Origin of the sequence: Bordetella flabilis (assembly GCF_001676725.1) — a bacterium.
GTDB classification, from domain to species: Bacteria; Pseudomonadota; Gammaproteobacteria; order Burkholderiales; family Burkholderiaceae_B; genus Bordetella_C; species Bordetella_C flabilis.
Map to the genome: position 1 here is coordinate 5,672,825 of NZ_CP016172.1, position 19,645 is coordinate 5,692,469.

The 19,645-nt window shown below is 62.8% G+C and carries 19 protein-coding genes; 6 read left to right on the forward strand and 13 right to left on the reverse strand.

All coding sequences use genetic code 11. The features are described 5' to 3' along the window. Window positions 1-361: 361 nt before the first annotated feature. Both BAU07_RS25285 and BAU07_RS25290 read right to left on the reverse strand, forming a co-directional pair. Window positions 362-556, reverse strand: a complete 195-nt coding sequence (locus tag BAU07_RS25285) for a hypothetical protein (protein ID WP_066663998.1) — start codon at window positions 554-556, stop codon at window positions 362-364. A gap of 182 nt (window positions 557-738) precedes the next feature. Further along, a complete protein-coding gene (locus tag BAU07_RS25290; RefSeq protein ID WP_066664000.1) occupies window positions 739-1,710 on the reverse strand; it encodes a Bug family tripartite tricarboxylate transporter substrate binding protein in 972 nt (323 codons plus the stop codon). Between the two features lie 159 nt (window positions 1,711-1,869). Between BAU07_RS25290 and BAU07_RS25295 the strand changes: the two genes are divergently transcribed. Next, entirely contained in the window at window positions 1,870-2,886 is a 1,017-nt protein-coding gene (locus BAU07_RS25295) for a GlxA family transcriptional regulator (protein ID WP_066665737.1), read from the forward strand. A 10-nt stretch (window positions 2,887-2,896) separates the two neighbouring features. On the opposite strand, the gene BAU07_RS25300 is transcribed toward BAU07_RS25295, so the two are convergent. From BAU07_RS25300 to purU, 9 genes are all read right to left on the reverse strand, one after another. Beyond that, window positions 2,897-3,928, reverse strand: a complete 1,032-nt coding sequence (locus BAU07_RS25300; protein WP_232338208.1) for a proline racemase family protein — start codon at window positions 3,926-3,928, stop codon at window positions 2,897-2,899. 130 nt (window positions 3,929-4,058) lie between these two features. Next, complete coding sequence (locus BAU07_RS25305; RefSeq protein ID WP_066664005.1) at window positions 4,059-5,465, reverse strand: L-serine ammonia-lyase; 1,407 nt, start codon at window positions 5,463-5,465, stop codon at window positions 4,059-4,061. Continuing rightward, entirely contained in the window at window positions 5,465-7,231 is a 1,767-nt protein-coding gene (locus BAU07_RS25310) for a gamma-glutamyltransferase family protein (protein WP_084025988.1), read from the reverse strand. The genes BAU07_RS25305 and BAU07_RS25310 overlap by 1 nt, the downstream gene beginning before the upstream one ends. Before the next feature lie 17 nt (window positions 7,232-7,248). Beyond that, window positions 7,249-7,875 carry a sarcosine oxidase subunit gamma gene (locus BAU07_RS25315; protein ID WP_066664008.1) on the reverse strand — a complete coding sequence of 209 codons (627 nt, stop codon included), beginning with the start codon at window positions 7,873-7,875 and terminating at the stop codon, window positions 7,249-7,251. Then, window positions 7,865-10,876 (reverse strand): sarcosine oxidase subunit alpha family protein, encoded by a 3,012-nt coding sequence (locus tag BAU07_RS25320; protein ID WP_066664010.1) that lies wholly within the window; start codon window positions 10,874-10,876, stop codon window positions 7,865-7,867. The genes BAU07_RS25315 and BAU07_RS25320 overlap by 11 nt, the downstream gene beginning before the upstream one ends. Further along, window positions 10,873-11,172, reverse strand: coding sequence for a sarcosine oxidase subunit delta (locus BAU07_RS25325; protein WP_066664012.1), 300 nt, complete (start codon window positions 11,170-11,172; stop codon window positions 10,873-10,875). The genes BAU07_RS25320 and BAU07_RS25325 overlap by 4 nt, the downstream gene beginning before the upstream one ends. A gap of 12 nt (window positions 11,173-11,184) precedes the next feature. Then, window positions 11,185-12,429 carry a sarcosine oxidase subunit beta family protein gene (locus BAU07_RS25330; RefSeq protein ID WP_066664014.1) on the reverse strand — a complete coding sequence of 415 codons (1,245 nt, stop codon included), beginning with the start codon at window positions 12,427-12,429 and terminating at the stop codon, window positions 11,185-11,187. Further along, window positions 12,426-13,364 carry a bifunctional 5,10-methylenetetrahydrofolate dehydrogenase/5,10-methenyltetrahydrofolate cyclohydrolase gene (locus BAU07_RS25335; protein ID WP_084025989.1) on the reverse strand — a complete coding sequence of 313 codons (939 nt, stop codon included), beginning with the start codon at window positions 13,362-13,364 and terminating at the stop codon, window positions 12,426-12,428. Before BAU07_RS25335 ends, BAU07_RS25330 begins: the two co-directional genes overlap by 4 nt. Beyond that, the gene (gene purU / locus BAU07_RS25340) at window positions 13,339-14,184 is read right to left on the reverse strand and encodes a formyltetrahydrofolate deformylase (RefSeq protein ID WP_066664017.1); all 846 of its coding nucleotides are present in this window, start codon (window positions 14,182-14,184) and stop codon (window positions 13,339-13,341) included. The genes BAU07_RS25335 and purU overlap by 26 nt, the downstream gene beginning before the upstream one ends. A gap of 149 nt (window positions 14,185-14,333) precedes the next feature. On the opposite strand from purU, the gene BAU07_RS25345 reads away from it, so the two are divergent. Beyond that, complete coding sequence (locus BAU07_RS25345; protein WP_066664019.1) at window positions 14,334-15,260, forward strand: LysR substrate-binding domain-containing protein; 927 nt, start codon at window positions 14,334-14,336, stop codon at window positions 15,258-15,260. On the opposite strand, the gene BAU07_RS25350 is transcribed toward BAU07_RS25345, so the two are convergent. Both BAU07_RS25350 and BAU07_RS27290 read right to left on the reverse strand, forming a co-directional pair. Continuing rightward, window positions 15,251-16,117: a Bug family tripartite tricarboxylate transporter substrate binding protein gene (locus BAU07_RS25350; protein WP_335617542.1), complete on the reverse strand. Its 867-nt coding sequence runs from the start codon at window positions 16,115-16,117 to the stop codon at window positions 15,251-15,253. The genes BAU07_RS25345 and BAU07_RS25350 overlap by 10 nt on opposite strands. A gap of 301 nt (window positions 16,118-16,418) precedes the next feature. Further along, window positions 16,419-16,586, reverse strand: coding sequence for a type 2 periplasmic-binding domain-containing protein (locus BAU07_RS27290; RefSeq protein WP_157122443.1), 168 nt, complete (start codon window positions 16,584-16,586; stop codon window positions 16,419-16,421). Between the two features lie 56 nt (window positions 16,587-16,642). Here BAU07_RS27290 and BAU07_RS27000 point away from each other — a divergent pair, with 56 nt between their 5' ends. The 4 genes from BAU07_RS27000 to BAU07_RS25365 all read left to right on the forward strand — a co-directional run bounded on the left by BAU07_RS27000 (window position 16,643) and on the right by BAU07_RS25365 (window position 19,603). Continuing rightward, window positions 16,643-16,816 carry a hypothetical protein gene (locus BAU07_RS27000; RefSeq protein ID WP_198168850.1) on the forward strand — a complete coding sequence of 58 codons (174 nt, stop codon included), beginning with the start codon at window positions 16,643-16,645 and terminating at the stop codon, window positions 16,814-16,816. Between the two features lie 82 nt (window positions 16,817-16,898). Continuing rightward, window positions 16,899-17,876, forward strand: a complete 978-nt coding sequence (locus BAU07_RS25355; RefSeq protein WP_066664024.1) for an ABC transporter substrate-binding protein — start codon at window positions 16,899-16,901, stop codon at window positions 17,874-17,876. Next, the gene (locus BAU07_RS25360; RefSeq protein ID WP_084025992.1) at window positions 17,876-18,607 is read left to right on the forward strand and encodes a maleate cis-trans isomerase family protein; all 732 of its coding nucleotides are present in this window, start codon (window positions 17,876-17,878) and stop codon (window positions 18,605-18,607) included. Before BAU07_RS25355 ends, BAU07_RS25360 begins: the two co-directional genes overlap by 1 nt. Window positions 18,608-18,688: 81 nt before the next feature. Then, window positions 18,689-19,603 carry a LysR family transcriptional regulator gene (locus BAU07_RS25365; RefSeq protein WP_066664026.1) on the forward strand — a complete coding sequence of 305 codons (915 nt, stop codon included), beginning with the start codon at window positions 18,689-18,691 and terminating at the stop codon, window positions 19,601-19,603. Window positions 19,604-19,645 lie beyond the last annotated feature (42 nt).

Below are 19,645 nucleotides of genomic sequence, written 5' to 3' on the forward strand. Positions count from 1 at the left end.
CGCTTCCGCTGATCCGGGCCGGGCTATCCGGACAGCGCGGCCTTGTAATGCCGTCGTCCGCAAGGCAGCTCCATCAACGTGCCATTGGGAGGCCTGGCGCTCAAGACCGCCCGTCGCCCGGCTGTCAGCGCCGCCGGCTTCGGCGAGTCGCCTACCGCGCAGGTTTGGACCGTAACGCATGGCACCAACGCATCCTTGCCAGCCTGCGAAGCCTGCCGGCTCTGGCCGATCCATTTGCGCAGCTGATTGGTGTTGACTCCTGCCTTCAGCTCGGTTTCATATGCCCTTTAGGTTCTCAGCGAAGACCTTTTCAGAGGTGGCTGAGACGTGGACCGCATGTCGACCACGGCTTTGTTGATGCTTAGGAAACAGCCAGAAAAAAGCCGCCCACTCGGGAAGAGCAGGGCGGCGGGGTGACGATCGTGAAGAGGATGTCCTCTTGCTCGTCATAGCTGATTCGCATGTTATTCCTCCGTTCCCAGTCGATCATCACAGTCTTGATAACCAACGCGTCACGCATGAACAGCGGCACAGACGAGATTATCGTCGCGCCCATCTATATGCTTGAAGATCCAGCAGTGCTCGGAATCTTCCCGCTTAACGTTTCTACCTCGATAACCTGCTGTAACGCCATTTCATCAACGTTGCGGTCGACCATCCTTGCTCGAGCATGGCGTGTGATCCACTGCGATCTTTTCATGCGGTATCGCATGAGCGCCGCAGATGACGCGGCTGAACTCACTCGGCGACGATCCCTCTTTCCCTGATCAGTTTTCCCCAGACCTCGCTATCCGTGCGCGCGCGACTCAAGAAGCCCGACGCGTCGCCTTGCCAAAGGACCAGGCCCTGCGCGTCATAAAAGGCCTTCACCTTGGGATCCTGCTGCGCCTTGTGCATGGCATTGGCAAGCCTCGCCACGATCTCGCTCGACAGCCCTGCCGGCCCCACCAAACCTATCCAGCCCGCGATCCGAGGCAAGTCATAGCCCTGCTCCGACGATGTCGCCACCTGAGGCAGCAAGGCACTGCGCTGCTCCGAAAAAACCACGATCGGTACCAGCTTTCCAGCATTGACAGGGCCCTGTACGGCGCCGACAACGTTCGAAAGCAGATCTGTCTCGTTACTCATGACGCTGGTCACGGCGGGGGCGGTGCCCTTGTAAGGCACATGCAGCAACGACACTCCCGCGCGTTGCGCAAGCATTTCCACCGACAGCTGGGAGGCCGATCCCATACCGGAACTTGCGAAGGTAATGCGTCCGGGAGCTGCCTTTGCCTTCTTGACGAGCGTATCCAGGTCGTGGATGCCGCTTCCGGCGCTCGCAGTCAGCACCATGACGACGTCCGCCGCAGGCGCGATATAGGTGAAATCCTTGAAGGGATCATAGGCCGTCCTCTTGAAAAGATGAGGCCCGAGGCTCAGCTGGGATGCGATGCCCATCATCAGCGTGTATCCATCGGGCTTCATCTGCGCGACGCTGGCGGCGGAGATCGTGCCGCCGGCGCCGGCCTGATTCTCAACGACCAGGGGCTGGCCCAGGTATTTGCCCATCTCGGTCGCGAGCAGGCGCGCGACGCCATCCGCGGCCGAACCCGGGGATTGTCCGACTATGAGCCGAATCGGCCGTTCCGGATAATGGTTGTCGGCATGGGTAGCCGGATGCATGGCCATCAAGGCCGAAAACGCAGCGCAAGCCATCAGACGTTTCATGATTTCCCCTTTGCATGAATCGGGCGGCGGGCAAGAGCCGCCTCTGATCGCGAGGATAAATATTGTGGCGGCCGCCGCCGTCGTAGATTCGTGACAACGTGCAGTACAAAAGGGACAGGCGGCGCTGAGTCGCGCATGGTTTCGTGGCACGGAGGCTCGATGGATTGGGAAACCCGATTGGAAGACTCGGTATGCGAAACCGGACGGCCCGACCTGGCCGTCGGCTTTGTCCTTCTTCCGAATTTCACGCTGATGGCGCTCAGCTGCTTTGTCGAAGTCCTCAGGCACGCCGCCGACAAAGGCGACCGCAGCGGCCAGCTGCTTTGTTCGTGGACCATCATGACGCACGATGCCGCGCCGGTCCGCTCGAGTTGCGGTATCCAAATCACCCCGACCTGCGGATTGCTCGGCCCCCGCAATTTCGACTATATCGTCGTCGTCGGAGGGCAGCTGCCTGACGGCCTGGAGTACGACGGCCGCATCCTGTCTTATGTGAAACGGGCCGAACGCGAAGGCGTCGCCCTTGTCGGGGCCTGCACCGGATCATTCGTCCTGGCCAAGGCTGGACTGCTCGACGGGGTACGGACCAGCATTCACTGGTACCACTACGAAGACTTTCTTGGCAACTTTCCTGCTGCCCTTCCCGTCACCGACGAGATTTTCACCCTGGATCGACGCATCATCACCTGCGCGGGCGGCGCCTCGACGGGCGACTTGGCCATGTACCTGGTGGACCGCCACTGTGGTGCCGAACGCGCATTGAAATGCATGAGACAGCTGGTTCTCGGCCAGCTCCGGCCTCCGGCTCACCCGCAGTTCCATTCCGTCTCACGGGGCGCTGTCCCTTCCGATCCCCGGCTCAGGAAAGCGATCTTCCTGATGGAGAGACACCTGCATACCCCGTTATCGCTGGAAGCGCTGGCAAAGAGGGTGAACGTGAGTCCCCGCCAGCTCGCGAGGCTCTTCAAGTGCCAGTATGCCGAAACCGTGACCCAGCACTACCGGTCATTGCGCCTGACCTACGCCCGCTATCTCCTGGAGAACACCGGCCATACGCTCGAGCAGATCGCGCAGGAATGTGGGTTTACCGACGCCTCCCACATGAACCGGCTCTTCCGCGCGAAGTTCTCCCTGTTGCCGAGCCAATGTCGGGGTTCGGGGCCTGGCGACACGTAGCAGTGCGCGGCTATGGCCGCCTGGGCGCGCCGATCCTGGCCGCAGCCGGCCCCCATGTATCGGCCAGCACGTAGCCATCGGGATAGGGATCGTCCGGGTCGCGGCCATACTGTTCCATCGAATAGATCCACGCCCGTCCCGATATCCGAGAGACCACCGCGGCACGCGACCCTACCCGCGTCGTGCGCGCGATCTGGCAATCGAAGCGGCTATCGATCAGGCTGTACATGGCCGCCAGCTCGCCCACGTCCAAAAGGCCGCGCGCGTGCATCACCGCCAATCGGGCGGCACTCCCGGTGCCGCAGGGAGAACGGTCGATGCGGCCGGGAAAAATGATATTGCAGTTGCGGAATCCCTGGGGGTGGACCCCGGCGAAGAGGGCATACTCGACTACACCTGCCTGCTCCAGTACCGGGTGCCGGACCGCAATCTGCGCGGCCGCTGCCTGCTGGATCGCCGCACCGAGCTCCACCAGTCGACGCGCCTCCGTCCGATCCAGCGCCAGGCCAAGCGGGCGCGGATCGACCAAGGCGAAATAGCAGCCCCCATACGCGACGTCCACGGTGATCCGGCCTAGCCCCGGCACATCGATCGGATGGTCAAGATGCTCGACAAAACTGGGTACCATCTCCAGTGAAACGCGCTGGCATTTCCCGTCCTTGCATTCCGCGGCCACCTGGATCAGGCCGGATGGCGTTTCTAGAATCAATCGGGTTTCCGGCTCGCGCATGGGCACCACGCCGGTTTCCAGAAGCGCGGTGGCGACGCACATGCAATTCGATCCGGACAAGGCGTGCGCGCCGTCCGGTTGCAGGGGGATGAATGCGACATCGGCATCGGGGTGGACGGCGGGCAACAGCACATTCACCGTCATCTGGGCGGCGCCTCTGGGCTCGAACAACAGGAACCGCAGAAGTCTATCGTCGGCGGAGTTGATGTGATGCATTTTCTCCAGCAGCGTTCTGCCTGGAATAGGCGGCACCCCGCCGGTAATGACGCGGCCAATTTCGCCTTCCGCATGCACACCTAGTGCAGAAACCATTCGGTTCCAACGCATGGCTCCAGATCTCCATCGCGATTCATTGAACTGCCCTCAGGATAAGAGACTCGGCACTGTTCGCGCCGGTAGATTCCGGCCATATGCAAGTACTGCCGGGACGCCGCGATGCGGCCTAACACTGCTTGATATTGATAGCCAATCCGCCGCGCGACGTTTCCTTGTATTTGGTCTTCATGTCTTGGCCGGTCTGCCACATCGTCTGGATGACCGCGTCCAGCGATACATGGTGGGAAACGCGGCTGCGCAGCGCCAACCGGGCCGCGTTCACCGCCTTCGCGCTTGCCACCGCGTTGCGCTCGATGCACGGGATCTGGACCAACCCGCCCACCGGATCGCAGGTCAGGCCAAGATGATGCTCCATCGCGATCTCGGCGGCCTGCTCGGCCTGTTCAGGCGTACCGCCGAGCACCTCACACAAGCCGCCCGCGGCCATGGAGCACGCCACCCCCACTTCGCCCTGGCAACCGACCTCCGCTCCCGAAATCGATGCATTCAATTTGTAGAGCATGCCTATGGCCGCGGCGGTCAAGAGAAAACGGCGAACGCCTCCGATATCGGCGCCGTGGATGAAGCGCATGTAGTAATGGAGGACAGAAGGGATGATGCCGGCGGCGCCGTTGGTGGGCGCCGTCACAACCCGCCCTCCGGACGCGTTTTCCTCGTTCACCGCCATCGCCCAAACGTTCAACCAGTCCATGGCATGCAGCGCATCCTTTGCGCCTGCGCCTCCGGCAAGGAGAAGGTCGTGAAGATCCTTCGCGCGCCTGCTCACCTTGAGCGGGCCGGGCAATTGGCCCTCGGCCATGACACCCCGGCGAACGCAATCCTCCATCGCGCGCCAAATCGCGTCCAGGCGTGCATGGATTTCGTCCGCGGGCGTCATGCAGGCTTCGTTGGCGTAGACAATTTCCGATATCGGACATTGCCGATCCTGGCACAAGCGCAGCAACTCGCGGCCCGAGCCGAAGGGATGAGGAACGCGCACACGCGGCGGTCCCTCGTTGCGCTTATCGTCGCCATGGAGCAGCGCGCCTCCACCGACCGAGTAATACGTCCGCTGCATCAATTCGGCGCCCTCGATATCGAATGCGTGGAACGTCAAGCCGTTGGGGTGTCTGTCCAGCGGCCTGACGCGAAAGACGATATCCGAGCGCGGCTCGAAGGCTATCCGCCTGCATCCCGATAGCGCCAGGGAAGATGTCGTGCGCAACAGGTCCAGAATGGCGCCGATATCCGCCGCGGTGACGGTTTCGGGTATCTTGCCGGCCAGGCCCAGGATGACACCCCGGTCAGTTCCATGCCCCTTGCCGGTGGCACCTAGCGATCCATACAGCACGATGCGCACACGGGCGACGCGCGGCAACAGGTCAGAGGCCTGCAATTCACGAACGAAGGCGCCCGCGGCGCGCATCGGGCCGACCGTATGCGAACTGGACGGACCGATGCCGATATGGAAGATATCGAAAACGCTGAAACGCGCTATCGCCGGACCGCCGGACGGGGAAGCCGAAGTTCGCATCACCAGGCCAGCGCGTAGGCTTCCCGACGCGGGTCGGCGCCGGCATGGAACAAGCGGGTATGCGGGTCCCGCAGCACGGCGCATACCGCGCCGCCCATCGCGGGCAGGACAGGAATTGTCTGCACATCATGTCCCAGCGCCCGCATCGCGTCGAAGACCGTCCGCGGCATATTTCCCTCAAGGCAGAGGCGGCCCGGCATATAGTGGTGCGGCGCGAACGAGTTGGGAAAGTTCGCGCTGGAGAATCGGGGCGCCTCGACGGCTTGCTGCACCTGCATGCCGAACTCCGTGATATTGAGAAAGACCTGCAGCATTGCCTGCGATTGCACATCGCCGCCCGGGGTGCCGAAGCAAAGGTAAGGTTTGCCATCGCGCAGCGCCATGCCGGGACTCGGCGTCAGGCGCGGTCGCTTGCCGGGCTCGACCCTGGCCGGGTGGCCGTCCTGCAGCCGCGACTGATGACCACGCGTGGAAACGACCATGCCCAATCCCGGCACCACCGGCGCATCATGCGAGGTATCCGACAATGTCGCCGAATAGGCGTTGCCATACTTGTCCATCACGCAGGCATAGATGGTGTCCGGCGACATGCCCACATGCCCGGATGATGGCTGGTTCGTGCCGGGATTGCCTTTCCACACCCCATGGACGTCGCCCGGATCGGGCATTTCGCCGAAACACGCATCAGGTCGGATACGCGCACGCTGCGCCCGCGCATAGGCATCCGAAAGCAGCGTCGCCGTCGGGACGTCGACGAATTTCGGATCGCCGATGTACGCTTCCCGATCCGCGAAGGACAGATTCAGGGCCTCGGTCAGAAGGTGCACATAGGCTGGCGAGTTCTGGCCCAGCGCCCGCAGATCGTCATGCTCCAGTAGCTTGAGCGTTTGCAGCAGTACGATGCCCTGACACCAGGTATCGCAGGAGTGCACCTCCGTGCCATGGTAGACGGCGTGAATGCTGTCTTCCGGCTCCACTTCGAATGCGGCCAGGTCCTCATGGCGAAGGAATCCCCCGCTTTCCTGCTGAAACCGGACGATGGAAGCGGCGATCGGCCCGCGGTAGAAATGGTCATGCACGGCCCGCAGCTTCTTGTCGCGGTCGCCATGCGCGTCACGCTCGGCCTCGGCCAGGCTTTGCAATGTCCGCGCAAGATCACGCTGAACGAACAGCTCGCCGACATCGGGCGTACGCCCACCCGGCACGAAGATCTCCCTGCTGGAAGGCCAGCGCTCGTAGCGCCATTTGGCCTGGCGCAGGCTTTCGGCCAGAAAGGGGTAGGTGGCGAAGCCGTCCCGCGCAAGCTCCAGGGCGGGCGCCACGGCCTCGGCGAACGAAATCGTTCCGTATCTGCGCAACGCGGTTATGTGGGTGGCCGGGGCAGCTGGCACTACCGTGCGCAGCACCCCGTCCGGCACGGAAAACCCGTCACCTTCTGCGAGCAGGCGCCGGATATCCGTGGCGGCCGGCCAGTGTCCCAGGCCGGGCAAGGATACGACGCGGCCCAGCTTATGCACATAGATCAGGGTCGGTGCCACCCCGGCGATCGATACGATATCGGGCTGCAGCACCGCCAGCGCGAAAGCGGCCGTCACGCCCGCATCGATTGCATTGCCGCCGGCGTCCAGTACGCGATTGGCGGCAATGCTTGCAAGATAATGTCCGGACGACACCGCATGCTGCCTGCCCATGGGAGTGGGCCGCATACTGACGGCGGGGATCGCCAGCGACACAGGCCCGCTTTCGGTTTGCTTGGGATCTTGCATGGTTCAACCCCTGGAGTTCAGTAGCGAAGGTCAGCCTGCTGGATGGGCTTGTAGGCGTCGCGCAACATCAGCATGACGTACTCCGCGAAGCTACGCCTGATGATCAGCTCATATATCCCGGAGCCGCCGGCGCAGACTATGACTGGCGCCTTGAAGCAAACGCTCTGTGCGCACTCGCCCATGGCGAACGCCCGGGCACTCAGGTCCAGCGGGCAACCGCGCGCGAGGACCAGCGGCGCTTTCCTGCCGCTCAGGGTCACGCTGGTATAGCCGCTGGTCACGTCGACCACCGAATAGTGCCCCGGACCCAAGGCATGCCGGAGCCTGGCTTCCATATCGCGAGCCGGCCAGACGGCGGACGCCAGCATCCATTCGTCCGGCCCCAGCCATATGGCGCGCACATCGGCGCCTTGCGTGAAAGTATTCGGCGGGAGCGGCAATCTGATGCCCATGACGGAGGCGACGGCGGCGTGGAGCGCGGCGTCCTCCGGCGAGGCGCGGAATATGCAGAGGCCGACCTGCGGACGGGCATCCACCGCGAATTCGCCATTTGGCGAGCCGTGTTCCGCCAGCAGCTGTCCAATACCCGTTAACGGAGATTCGTGCCGGGGAGCCGGCGAAACGACTTTCTGTTCATTCAACATTCTGGCGCAGCCCCTCTTTGTCGAAAAACACGGTATCGCAGACTGTCGCGGCAACGCTGCTACCGTTCGCCAGACCGACCCTCACGGTCTGGCCTTTCATGTTTGATCCATCGCGCAACATGGCCAGGGCGATGGAACGATGCAATATCGGGCTGAAATAGCTGGACGTGACATGGCCGGCCGACTTGAAGGCTTGTCCGGCGCAGCGATCCCGGCCTTTCGCCGGCAGGATCTGGCTACCCTCTGGCAGCACGAAGGCAGCGTCTTCGGTCAACAAGCCGACGTACTGTCGTCTTCCCTGCCCTGCCGTATCCGAACGGGACAACGATCGCTTTCCCAGACATTCCTTGTTCTTCGATACCATCCCGCCCATGCCCATGTCGGCCGGCGTCATCGATCCGTCCGTATCCTGGCCGACGATGATGAAGCCCTTTTCCGCGCGCAGTACGTGCAACGCTTCCGTACCGTAGGGAACGATGCCGTATTCCGCCCCCGCGGCCATGAGCGCTTCCCATACCACCCGGCCGTAGTCCGCCGGGACGTTGACCTCATAGGCCAGCTCGCCCGAGAAGCTGATGCGCATGACGCGGGCGGATACGCCGGCGACAGTGCCTTCGCGGTAGCTCATGAAGGGAAAGGCCGCATTGCCGAAGTCGATGTCATCACAAACCTTGCGCAGCACGTCGCGACTGCGCGGCCCCGGTACCGCGATCGTGCACCAGTGGTCGGTCACGGAAGTCAGGCGCACGCGCATATCCGGCCACTCGGTCTGCAACCACAGCTCCAGCCAATTCATGACGGTCGCCGCATTACCGGTGGTCGTGGTCATGAGGAAATGTTCCTCGCCCAACCGCACCGTCACGCCGTCATCGAAAATCATGCCGTTTTCGTTGAGCATCAAACCATAGCGGGCGCGCCCGACGGCGAGCTTGCTCCAATCGTTCGTATAGACCCAGTTCAGCAGCTTGACCGCGTCCGAGCCCTGGATGTCGATTTTTCCGAGCGTGGACACATCCAGCAAGGCGACCGAGCGCCGCACGGCCAGGCACTCACGCGCCACCGCCGCATGCATATCCTCGCCGTTCCTGGGGTAATACCACGGGCGCTTCCACGCTCCGACGTCTTCAAATACAGCTCCGTGCTCGGCGTGCCAATCGTGCAGGCAGGTTTTGCGGACGGGTTCGTGATGAAGCCCCAGATCGCGGCCTGAGAACGCGCCGAAGGATACCGGCGTGTAATTCGGGCGAAACGTCGTGGTGCCGACATCGGCGATGCGCTTGTCCAGCAATCCGGCCAGGATCCCCATGCCGTTGATGTTGCCGAGTTTCCCTTGATCGGTACCGAAGCCGAGCGCCGTGTACCGCTTCACATGCTCGACCGATTCGAAGCCCTCGCGCACGGCCAGCATGATGTCGGCGGTGGTCACATCATTCTGGAAGTCCACGAATTGCTTGGGGCCCCGGCTTGCCGTGATGTCGTCGGTCACCTGCCACAGCGGGAGAATCGGCATTCCCTGGTCTGCGTCGATACCTGTCCGCGATGCCTGCGCCGGCGGTTCGAAGCCGCATGCGGTCACCGCCGCCCTGCCCGCCGTGACGCCCTCGTCCATCGCGGCGGCCAGCCCGAAGGTGCCTTTGGCCGCGCCTACGCTCTGTTCGGCCTGTCTGCTGGAGCCCGGAACGAAGCACGACCGGACGTCGTCCCACCGCGCCTTTCCGCCCGACTGGCTGAACAGATGTATGGTGGGGTTGAGGCCGCCCGATACGGCGACCAGGTCGCATCGCAGGACGATGTCCTCGCTGTCTCCGCCGTTGGCGTGCCGGCGCACCTTCACGGTGCTGACGCGCCTATCGCCCGCGGCCGCGACGACCACGGATTCGTGGCAAACCCTGATGCGCGCCCGCAGCGCCGCGTCGATCAGTGCCCCGTGCCCCGGTTTGCGGGCATCGACGATGACCACGGTCGCACCCACTCCGGCCAGTGCGATTGCGGTACGGTAGCCTTCGTCGTTATTGCAGAACACCACGGCGTTACGGCCGGGCAGCACGCCGTAGCGATGGATATACGACGACACGGCCGATGCCAGCATGATGCCGGGCAGGTCGTTGTTCCCGAACACGATAGGACGCTCGTGGGCGCCCGTCGCCAGGATGACGCGCCTGGCGCGGATCTTCCACAGCAATTCCCGCGTACCGATGCGATCGTCAAGCGGCAGATGGTCGTGCAGCCGCTGAGTCACCGTGACCAGGTTGTGGTCGTGATAGCCAAACGCGGTACTACGGTTAAGAATCGTGACCGAGGTCGAGGCCGCCAGCTGCCGCCGCGCCCTGGCGATCCACGCCGCGGATGACTGCTCCCCTATCGGACGCGGACTGGATAATAGGAAGCCACCCAGCTCCGCCTGGTCGTCGACCAGAATGATTCGTGCGCCCGTACCCGCCGCGGCGAGCGCGGCCGAAAGCCCCGCCACGCCGCCCCCCACGATCAGCAGATCGCAATGCGCGAACCGCTTGTCGTATCGCGACGGGTCGCGCGCCGCCGGCGATGTCCCCAGGCCGGCCGCATCGCGAATATGGCGTTCGTACCTGGGCCAAAAGGACCGCGGCCACATAAACGTCTTGTAGTAGAAGCCAGCAGGCAGGAAGCGCGCGATACGCTGGTTGAACGCCATGCGATCCTTCTCCAGCGACGGGAATGCATTGACGCTGCGCGCGGTCAACCCTTCATACAGTTCGATTTCGGTGGCCTTGGCGTTCGGCACGGTATGCGGACCGTCCTCCAGCTGCACGATCGCATTGGGTTCTTCGGGACCGGCCGAGACGATACCCCGCGGCCGGTGATACTTGAAGCTGCGCGCGACGAAATGCACGTCGTTCGCCAGCAGGGCCGAGGCCAGGGTATCCCCCTGCAAGCCCACATACCGCTTGCCATTGAAGGTGAACGAAATGGGCCGGGCCCTGTCGACGTTGCCGCCGTTCTGGATTCGATTCTGCTGCTTCATTGTTTATCTTCCGGGGCGCCGTCGCTCGCGGCCGGGCCGGAGCCGAATCGCGATGTGCGCAGGATTTCATAAGTAACCGTGTCCCGCTCAAGCTTGAACCAGCGGCGGCAGCCCTGGGCGTGCAGCCATTGCTCCTCGCCCGGCCCGCGGGGGTTCTTGCGCATGAACAGGTAGTCGGCCCATACGCTGTCCGTCACTTCGGCCGACGGCGCGGGACGGCGGATGTTGGCCTCGCCACCGCAGGAAAACTCGATTTCCGCGCGAGGCCCGCACCAGGGACATTCGATCAATAGCACGTCTATCCTCCGTCAGTGCGCGACGTTCGCGGCGCCGTACTCGTCGATCAGCCTGCCGGTGGTAAACCGGTCCAGCCCGAACGGCGCGTTCAATCCGTGGGGGCGATCCAGCGCCACCGTGTGCGCGAAGACCATGCCGGATACAGGGGTGGCCTTGAAGCCCCCGGTGCCCCAGCCGCAGTTGAAATAAAGGCCCTTCACGGGTGTCTTCGTGATGATCGGGCACGAATCCGGACTCAGGTCGACAATGCCACCCCACTGCCGGTTCATGCGCACCCGGGAAAAGACGGGAAACATTTCCACGATGGCGGTGACCGTGCTTTCTATGGTCTGGAAGCTCCCGCGCTGGCCATATCCCACATACTGGTCCGCGCCGGCGCCGATAACCAGGTCACCTTTGTCCGATTGGCTGATATAGGCGTGCACGGCGTTCGACATCACCACCGTATCGAGCACAGGCTTGATCGGCTCCGAGACCAGGGCTTGCAGGGGATGGCTTTCCAGAGGCAGTCGTATCCCCGCCATATCCGCCAGGACGGTGGTGTTCCCCGCCGCGACCACCGCGACCTTTCTGGCCTTGATCGTGCCCTTTTCAGTTCTCACGCCGGTCACCTGGTCGCCATTCCTCTCGATGCCCAGGACCGCGCAGTTCTGGATGATGTCCACGCCGGCCCGATCCGCTGCCCTGGCATACCCCCACGCCACGGCATCGTGACGAGCCACGCCCGCCTTTCTTTGCATGGCTCCGCCCCATACGGGAAAGCGGCAATCCAGATTCAGAATAGGGATTTCACGCTTGAGCGCTTCCCGGTCGAGATATTCCACATCGATGCCAAGCAGCCGGTTCGCATGCATGCGTCGCTGCACGTCGCGGAAATCCTTCTGCGAATGAACCAGACTTACCACGCCACGCTGGCTGAACATGACGTTGTAGTTCAATTCGGCGGACAGGTTTTCCCACAGCTTGATGCCCGCGTCGTACAAAGCCGCCGATTCTTCCCATAGATAACTGGACCGGACGATCGTGGTATTTCGAGCGGTGTTGCCGCCGCCCAGCCATCCCTTTTCGACGACCGCGACATTGGTGATCCCGTGGTTCTTCGCCAAGTAGTAGGCGGTCGCCAGGCCATGCCCCCCACCGCCGACGATCACCACGTCGTATTCGGAACGAGGGTCGGGACTGCGCCATTGCCGTTCCCATCGCTCGTGATAGGACATGGCGTTCCTGACGATACTGAAAATCGAGTATTTCATCAGCCGTAACTCCTGGGCTGCACGCCGACATGCCGTTGGGAATCCGCGCGCTTGGCCCGCAGCGCGGCGACATAAGTGTTTTTCATCAGCATGGCGATGGTCATGGGCCCGACGCCGCCAGGCACCGGGGTAATAAAGGATGCGACTTCGACCGCCTCGTCATATGCCACATCGCCGGCAAGCCTGTACGCACCGGCCTCGCCGGCGAGACGGTTGATACCGACGTCGATCACGACCGCCCCGGGTTTTATCCAATGTCCCCTGACCAGTCCCGGAGAGCCCGCGGCTACCACCAGAATGTCGGCGGTGCGGCAGAGCTGTTCGATATTCCGGGTATGTATATGAGCGACACTGACCGTGCATTCGGCGTGCATCAATAGCGTCGCCATCGGTCGGCCCACGATATTCGACTTGCCGACGACGACCGCGTTCAGGCCCTTGAGCTCCTGCCCGATGGCCCGATGGATCAGATGCATGCAGCCTAATGGCGTACATGGGACGAACGCGCTGCGGCTCGATCGAATCGTCATGCGGCCGACGTTGACCTCATGAAAACCGTCGACGTCTTTCTCGGGCGCGATCTCGCAAGCCACCGCCTCCGCGGAAAGATGCGGCGGCAGCGGCAACTGAACGAGGATGCCGTGCACGGATGCATCATTATTCAAGCGCTGTATCACGGCGGAGAGCTCCGCGCTGGAAGTCCGCGCGGGAAGACGGACCTGCAGTGACGCGAATCCGATACGTTCGGCCTGCCTGGCCTTGTTCGCGACATAGACCGCGCTTGCCGCGTCCTCGCCCACCAGGACGACCGCCAGTTTCGGGACTACACCCGACTCGCGCATCTGCCTGGCGACTTCGGCGGTCACCTCGGCCGCGGCTTCGGTGCCGCTGAGCGCGACGGCCGGCCGGGCGTCAGAAAATGATGGTGCGGTTTTCATTCAGCAGGATCCGGTGTTCCACATGGGTCTTGACGGCCTTGGCCAGCACCTGGCATTCGGTGTCCCTTCCGATCGCGACCATTTCGTCGGGACTGGTGGCATGGTCCACGCGCCGTATGTCCTGCTCGATGATCGGCCCTTCGTCCAGATCGGCGGTCACGTAGTGCGCCGTCGCGCCAATAAGCTTTACCCCGCGATCGTAGGCCTGGTGGTAGGGTTTCGCGCCTTTGAAACTGGGCAGGAAAGAATGATGGATATTGATGACCTTTCCCGGCAACCGGCGGCACAGGTCATCGGAGAGAATCTGCATATACCTGGCCAGCACGACCAGATCGACTTCCAGGCTCTCCAGCAAATCCATAAGGATCCGCTCCTGCTCCGTCTTGTTATCCGGCGTCACGGGCAGATGGTGGAATGGGATCCCCTCGTGCTCCACCCGGGACCGATATACCGTGTGGTTGGAAACGACGCCCACCAGTTGCAAAGGCAACTGGTCAACGCTATTCCGATAGAGCAGATCGTTAAGGCAGTGGCCCAACTGGGAAACCATGATGAGAACCCTGGGCCTTTGCGACAAATCGAATGTCTCCATCCGCATTTGATAACGCTGCACGACCGGTTCGAGATGGCTGTCGAGCATTTCATGCGACACGTCGCTGTCGAACTGGAAACAGACACGCATGAACAGGCGGTCGGTGGTCGGATCGACGAACTGGCCGCATTCCGTGATGCAGCCGCCCAGCGCGGCAATGCACTGACCTACCGTCCCGACGATGCCGCGCTGATCCTGGCATGTCACCTTGAGTACGAATTTCTTCATGGCACCGTGGCTTATTTATTCCTGGCGAGAATGCCTTATCAATCTTTTTATTTGGATTGACTCGGTTATGATGGGCTTATCCGCTTCGAATCGCCAGCGAATTGCGGGCACCATTCATTCCTCTCAGGAATCAGTTTCGGACGCTTGCCATGCTTGATATCAACGGTCCCCGCCTCTTCTCCAGACTGCCTTCCATGGAAAATCTGGTCTGTTTCGAAGCGGTTGCGCGCTGCGGCAGTTTCACCCGTGCCGCCCAGGAGCTTGCCCTGACCCAAAGCGCGGTCAGCAAGCAGATGGCCATGCTGGAGGACAGCCTCAAGACCTCGCTGTTCGACCGTGTAGGCCGCGGCATACGCTTGAGCGCGAAGGGCCGGGAGCTGCAGGCGGAACTGCAGCCGCTGCTTCTCAGGCTGAACGATGTGGTGGCGCAGCTGCGCAGCGCGAATGCCGAGCAAACCGTCACTGTCCGGTGCACACAAGCCGTGGCACATAGCTGGTTGTTCCCCCAGGTGGTTTATTTCAACCAGGACCATCCCGAAATCAATGTGAATATCATCGCCAGCAACTCAATCAACGAGGAGAGCTGCGGCGATGGATCGTTCGGCATCCTGTACGGCGACGGCGACTGGAGTTCGCTGGACGCGACCCCGCTCTTTCAGGAAGTCGTATACGCAGTTTGCCGGCCGGATCTTCCTTTGCCGTCCATTGAAACCGTCGAACAGCTGCGGGAGGCGCCGCTCATCCAGCTCGACTCCCGAGAATGGAATTGCATGGATTGGCCGGCATGGTTCAAGCAGTTCGGCGTCGATTACACCGCACCGACTCGCGCATTGACGTTCAACCAAGTCACGCTGGTGTTCAACGCCGCCCTGCAGGGACTCGGCGTAGGGCTGGGGTGGGACTACATGGTGCGCGAATCGATCGACCGGGGGCAATTGCGTGCAATCGGCAATTTCGCCTGCCGTACGGGCCGCTATGACTATCTCGTGCACTCGCGCCACAGGACGCTCAGCCCCACGGCCCGCTTGTTCCGGGATTGGCTGCTGCAAAGGAAGCCTCTTTGGACTCACTCGTAGGTGATCGCCAGTTCCTTGCCGAGCGGCACCCATTTCTTGATTTCCGTGTCGATGTCGGCCGTGAATTCGGCGGATGATTCCGGCGTCAGCTGAATACCCAATTGGGCAAACCGGCTGGCAATTTCTGGATCCGCCAGCACCCGATTGATCTTTGCGTTGAGCAGCGCCACCACTTCCGGGGGACTGCCCGCCGGCGCAACGAAACCGAACCACTGCATGACCTCGAAGCCCGGCAGGCCCTGGGATGCAATCGACGGAATGTCGGGCGCGATGGACGCGGGCGCCAAACTCGTCACGCCGAGCGCCTTGAGCTTGCCTGACTTGATAAGCGGCAGCGCTGCCGACAGGCTGGGATAATTGAGGCTGATCATATTGCTCACGACATCGCTCATGGCCTGCGCCGCGGATTTGTAGGGCACATGCATGATGTCGATATCAAGCCGCTTATCCACCAGGGCCCCTATAAGGTGGGAATAGGTGCCTATGCCAGCGCTCGAATAGGTCAGCTTTCCAGGATGCTGCTTGGCGTACGCCGCCATGCCGGCGATGTCTCCAAAGGGTGCGTCAACCGCGGTCACGAGAACGCTGGGCGCCGCGCCGACTTTGGCGACCGCGACAAAATCCTCGTTAGGTTCGTACGGTATCCGCTTGAAGAAATAAGGCGTATACGCCCAGGGAGAGGCAGCGAACAGCAGCGTATAGCCATCCGGCTTGGCGCGCAGCACGTACTGCGCGCCGATGAAGCCGCCGGCGCCGTCCCTGTTTTCCACGACGACCGGCTGGCCTACGGCCTCACCCAGCCTGGCGCCTATCAAACGGGCGTAAGTGTCGCTCGCGCTACCGGCCGAAAACGGCACGACGACGGTGATCGCACGGGCAGGATAGGCTGGCTCGCCGCGCGCGATAGAGGACAGGCCAAGGATGGCGAATGCAAGCGCGCCACCCAGCAATTTTGAAATATGGACGACCAAGATAACCTCTTGTGTGCATGCATGTCGGGTCGTTGGCGCCCAATGCGATCTTTTCTTTATGTCGTGGAGACAGCATACAAACGCCGGGTCGGCAGGACTAATGAAAGAATCGCACGACTCATTCCCAGGAGAAATGTGTTATTCGGCTTCGCCTAGACCGAGCCGACGCTGGATAGCGCAGCCGCGATCAGCCCAATGGAAAAGGCGAGACCAGTACTGGTTCAGTCTGCAAGATCTGCTCGATGAAATGCCGCACCGTGGGCGAGCGCTCATGGCGCCGGTATATCGCGGCGATGGACGACGGGATTTCCGCGCCCACGACCTGACGAAACACGACATCGGGCAAGGCCAGCACGTCCTTGACGCTTCCTGATCCTGGGCGGCAATCTTTTCGGGCTGGCCGCACCGATCGTGACGGGGTATGCGGTCGCCGCCTCCGGCGGTTTTGCCGCGGCGTTCACCATTGCGGGCGTGCTGCTGCTGGCGGGCGCCCTTGCCAGCGTTGTCCTGACGCGTGCGTCCATCGACCGGCCGCCCGTCGGCGGCGATGCCGCGCCGGAAGGCGTGGCGGTCGCGCTGGATTGAGCCGCCGCCCCACGCCACCCAATACGCTTGAATGGGTGGGCGCCATACCGGCGCCACCGCCCGCTATCGAAAGGAGCCAGTCTTGAACCGATTGAAGGTCGGCGCGGTGTCGCGCAACTATTTCAATATGCCGCTCTGGGTCGCCCAAGACCAGGGCTTTTTCGAACGGCACGGCCTGGACGTCGCCATCGAACTTTACGAGCCCATCGACGAGGTGACGGACCGGCTCGTCGACGGACGCCTGGATCTTTCCTTCGGTGTCACGGAACATGTCATCCTGGGCAGCGAGCGCGGCAATGGACTGGAAATCATCGCCGGCAACGTCAACCGCTTGCCCTTCTCCCTGATCGCGCGGCCGCATATCCGCAACATGGACCAGTTGCGCGGCGGCGTGGTGGGTGTTTCATCCCTGCAAGCGGGCAGTTCCTCGCTGGTGAAGAAGATATTGGCGGCGCACGGCCTGGAATGTCCGCGCGATTACCGCATCGAGGCGGTCGGTCCCATCCTGGCTCGCTGGGAGAAGCTGCAGAACGGAGAGATCGACGCCGGCCTGCAAGGTATTCCGCTGAACTACATCGCGCTGGACGCCGGCTATGTGTCGTTGTGCGAGCCGCGCGACGAGTTTCCCTGGTTCCAATTCACCTCCGTGAACGTCGCCGCCCAATGGGCCAGCCAGAACGCCGATACGACGGTTGCCTTCCTGATGGCCTTGATCCAGGCGCACGACTGGTTCTACGCCAACAAGGCAGGATGCCGCGACATCGCCATGCGGCATAGCGGGATCAGCCCGGACTATGCCGACCGGGCGTGGGAGGACTACACCCGCGACGAGATATTCCCCCGTGACGGCGCCGCCAACGAAAAATCCATCCAGGCGCTGATCGACGTCGGCGCGCTGATCCGCGCCTTGCCCTCGCGCGCCAAGACGACCGCCGGCGAATACATCAATTCTTGCTATCTCGAGCAGGCGCATCGCGAACTGCGGGCCGCCGAGGAGCAGCAGCGCGACCTGCGTGCCCCCGGCCAGGCGGACCGCGATCCGCGCACCGGAGCGCGTTGATGCAACCCGCCGCCATGCCGGCCCTCCGCACCATCGACTACGGCGAGCGGGCCCGCCTGGGCATTATCGTGCCGTCCGGCAACGTGATCGCCGAACCGCAAATCCATGCCATGCTCCCGCCCGGCGTGGCGGCGTACATCACCCGGCTGCCGCTGCAGGGCAGCGGCGAGGCGGAACTGCTGGCCATGCCGGCGCATGTGGAATCGGCGGCCCGGCTGCTCGCCCATGCGCGGGTGGACGCCATCGTGTTTCACTGCACCGCGGTCTCCACGTACAGCCGGGCCTTGAGCGACACCATCACGCGGCAGATCGCGCAGGCCGCCGGCCTTCCGTCTTTCGCGACTTCGGACGCGATCATCCGCGCCCTGGAAGTCATGCACGCCCGCAGGATCGGGTTGCTGACGCCGTATATCGAAGCCGTGACGGCGCGCGAGGTAAGCTTCCTTGCCGACCACGGCGTGCAGGTGCTGCAACAGGACAGCCTGGGCATCGACACCAATACCGAAATGGCGCGCCTGGCGCCGCAGACCTTCGTGGACATGGCGCAGCGCAACCGGCGCGATGACGCCGATGCCTATTTCCTCAGCTGTACCGCCATCCGGTCGGCCGAGATCATCGATATGCTGGAGACCCTGCTGCAGCGGCCGGTGCTGACAAGCACCAGGCCATGGTCTGGCACGCGCTGCGTGCCTGTGGCGTCGGCGACGCCGTCCCCGGCTTCGGCGCGCTGATGGCTTAGCCGGCATAGCGTCGCCCGTGGCTTATGCTAGGGGAGTTCCGCTCTCCTATCCGCGCACACCCGCGCCACGGCCATGAATCTACGCTGCATAGACCTGAACCTGCTGGTCATCCTGAAGGTGCTCGTCGAAGAAGGCAACGCGACTCGCGCCGCCGAGAAGATCGGCGTCAGCCAGTCGGCCATCAGCCATGCATTGCGCAGGCTGCGCATGACGTTCAACGACGAGTTGTTTATCCGCACTCCGGACGGCATGACGCCCACCGCATATGCCGCGTCGCTGGCCCACACCATAGAGGGATCGCTGCGCCAGATCGAAGACGCCATCCAAAGCGGCCGCCACTTCGACCCTGCCACCACCGACCGCAAATTCGTCATGCGCGTGTCCGACTATGCCGCCGTTTACTTCCTGCCACGGCTGTGCCGCGAGATGCGCCGGGCGGCGCCTTCCGCACAACTGGAAGTGCGGCATTTCGACAGAAGGGATTACGAACAGCGCATCGCCAAGGACGAAGTGCAGATCCGCCTGGCCATGAACCTGCGGCACGAAGGCGAGTCGTCCAGCACCCGGCTGCTGGACGACCGATTCGTCGTCATCATGAACCCCCGGCATCCGGCGGCTGGCCACGCCATGGACCTGGCGCGCTACCTGGACCTGCATCATCTGAAAATATCGGTGGCCGGCGTGGGAACCAATGCCATCGATGAAGCGCTGGCGGGCATGGGCCTGGCGCGCAAGATCGCCATGACGGTGCCAAGCTGGCTGGAGATGCGCCAGGTCATCGAAACCACGGACCTGGTCGCCGTGGTGCCGCACCACTGGCTGGAGGCGAAGGAATTCAGCGCCTTCCGCTCCGCGGACTTGCCACTGCCCCATATCTCGCTGGCCATCGACCTCGTATGGCATCCCAAGGATGAAACCGACCCGGCACATACCTGGTTCCGCGGCATCGTGCAGCGGGTTTTCCAACCGTCGCCAGCATTGCAATAGCTGTAGTTTTCCCTGCCAGGCCTGGTCGGGCGACTCTGGCCG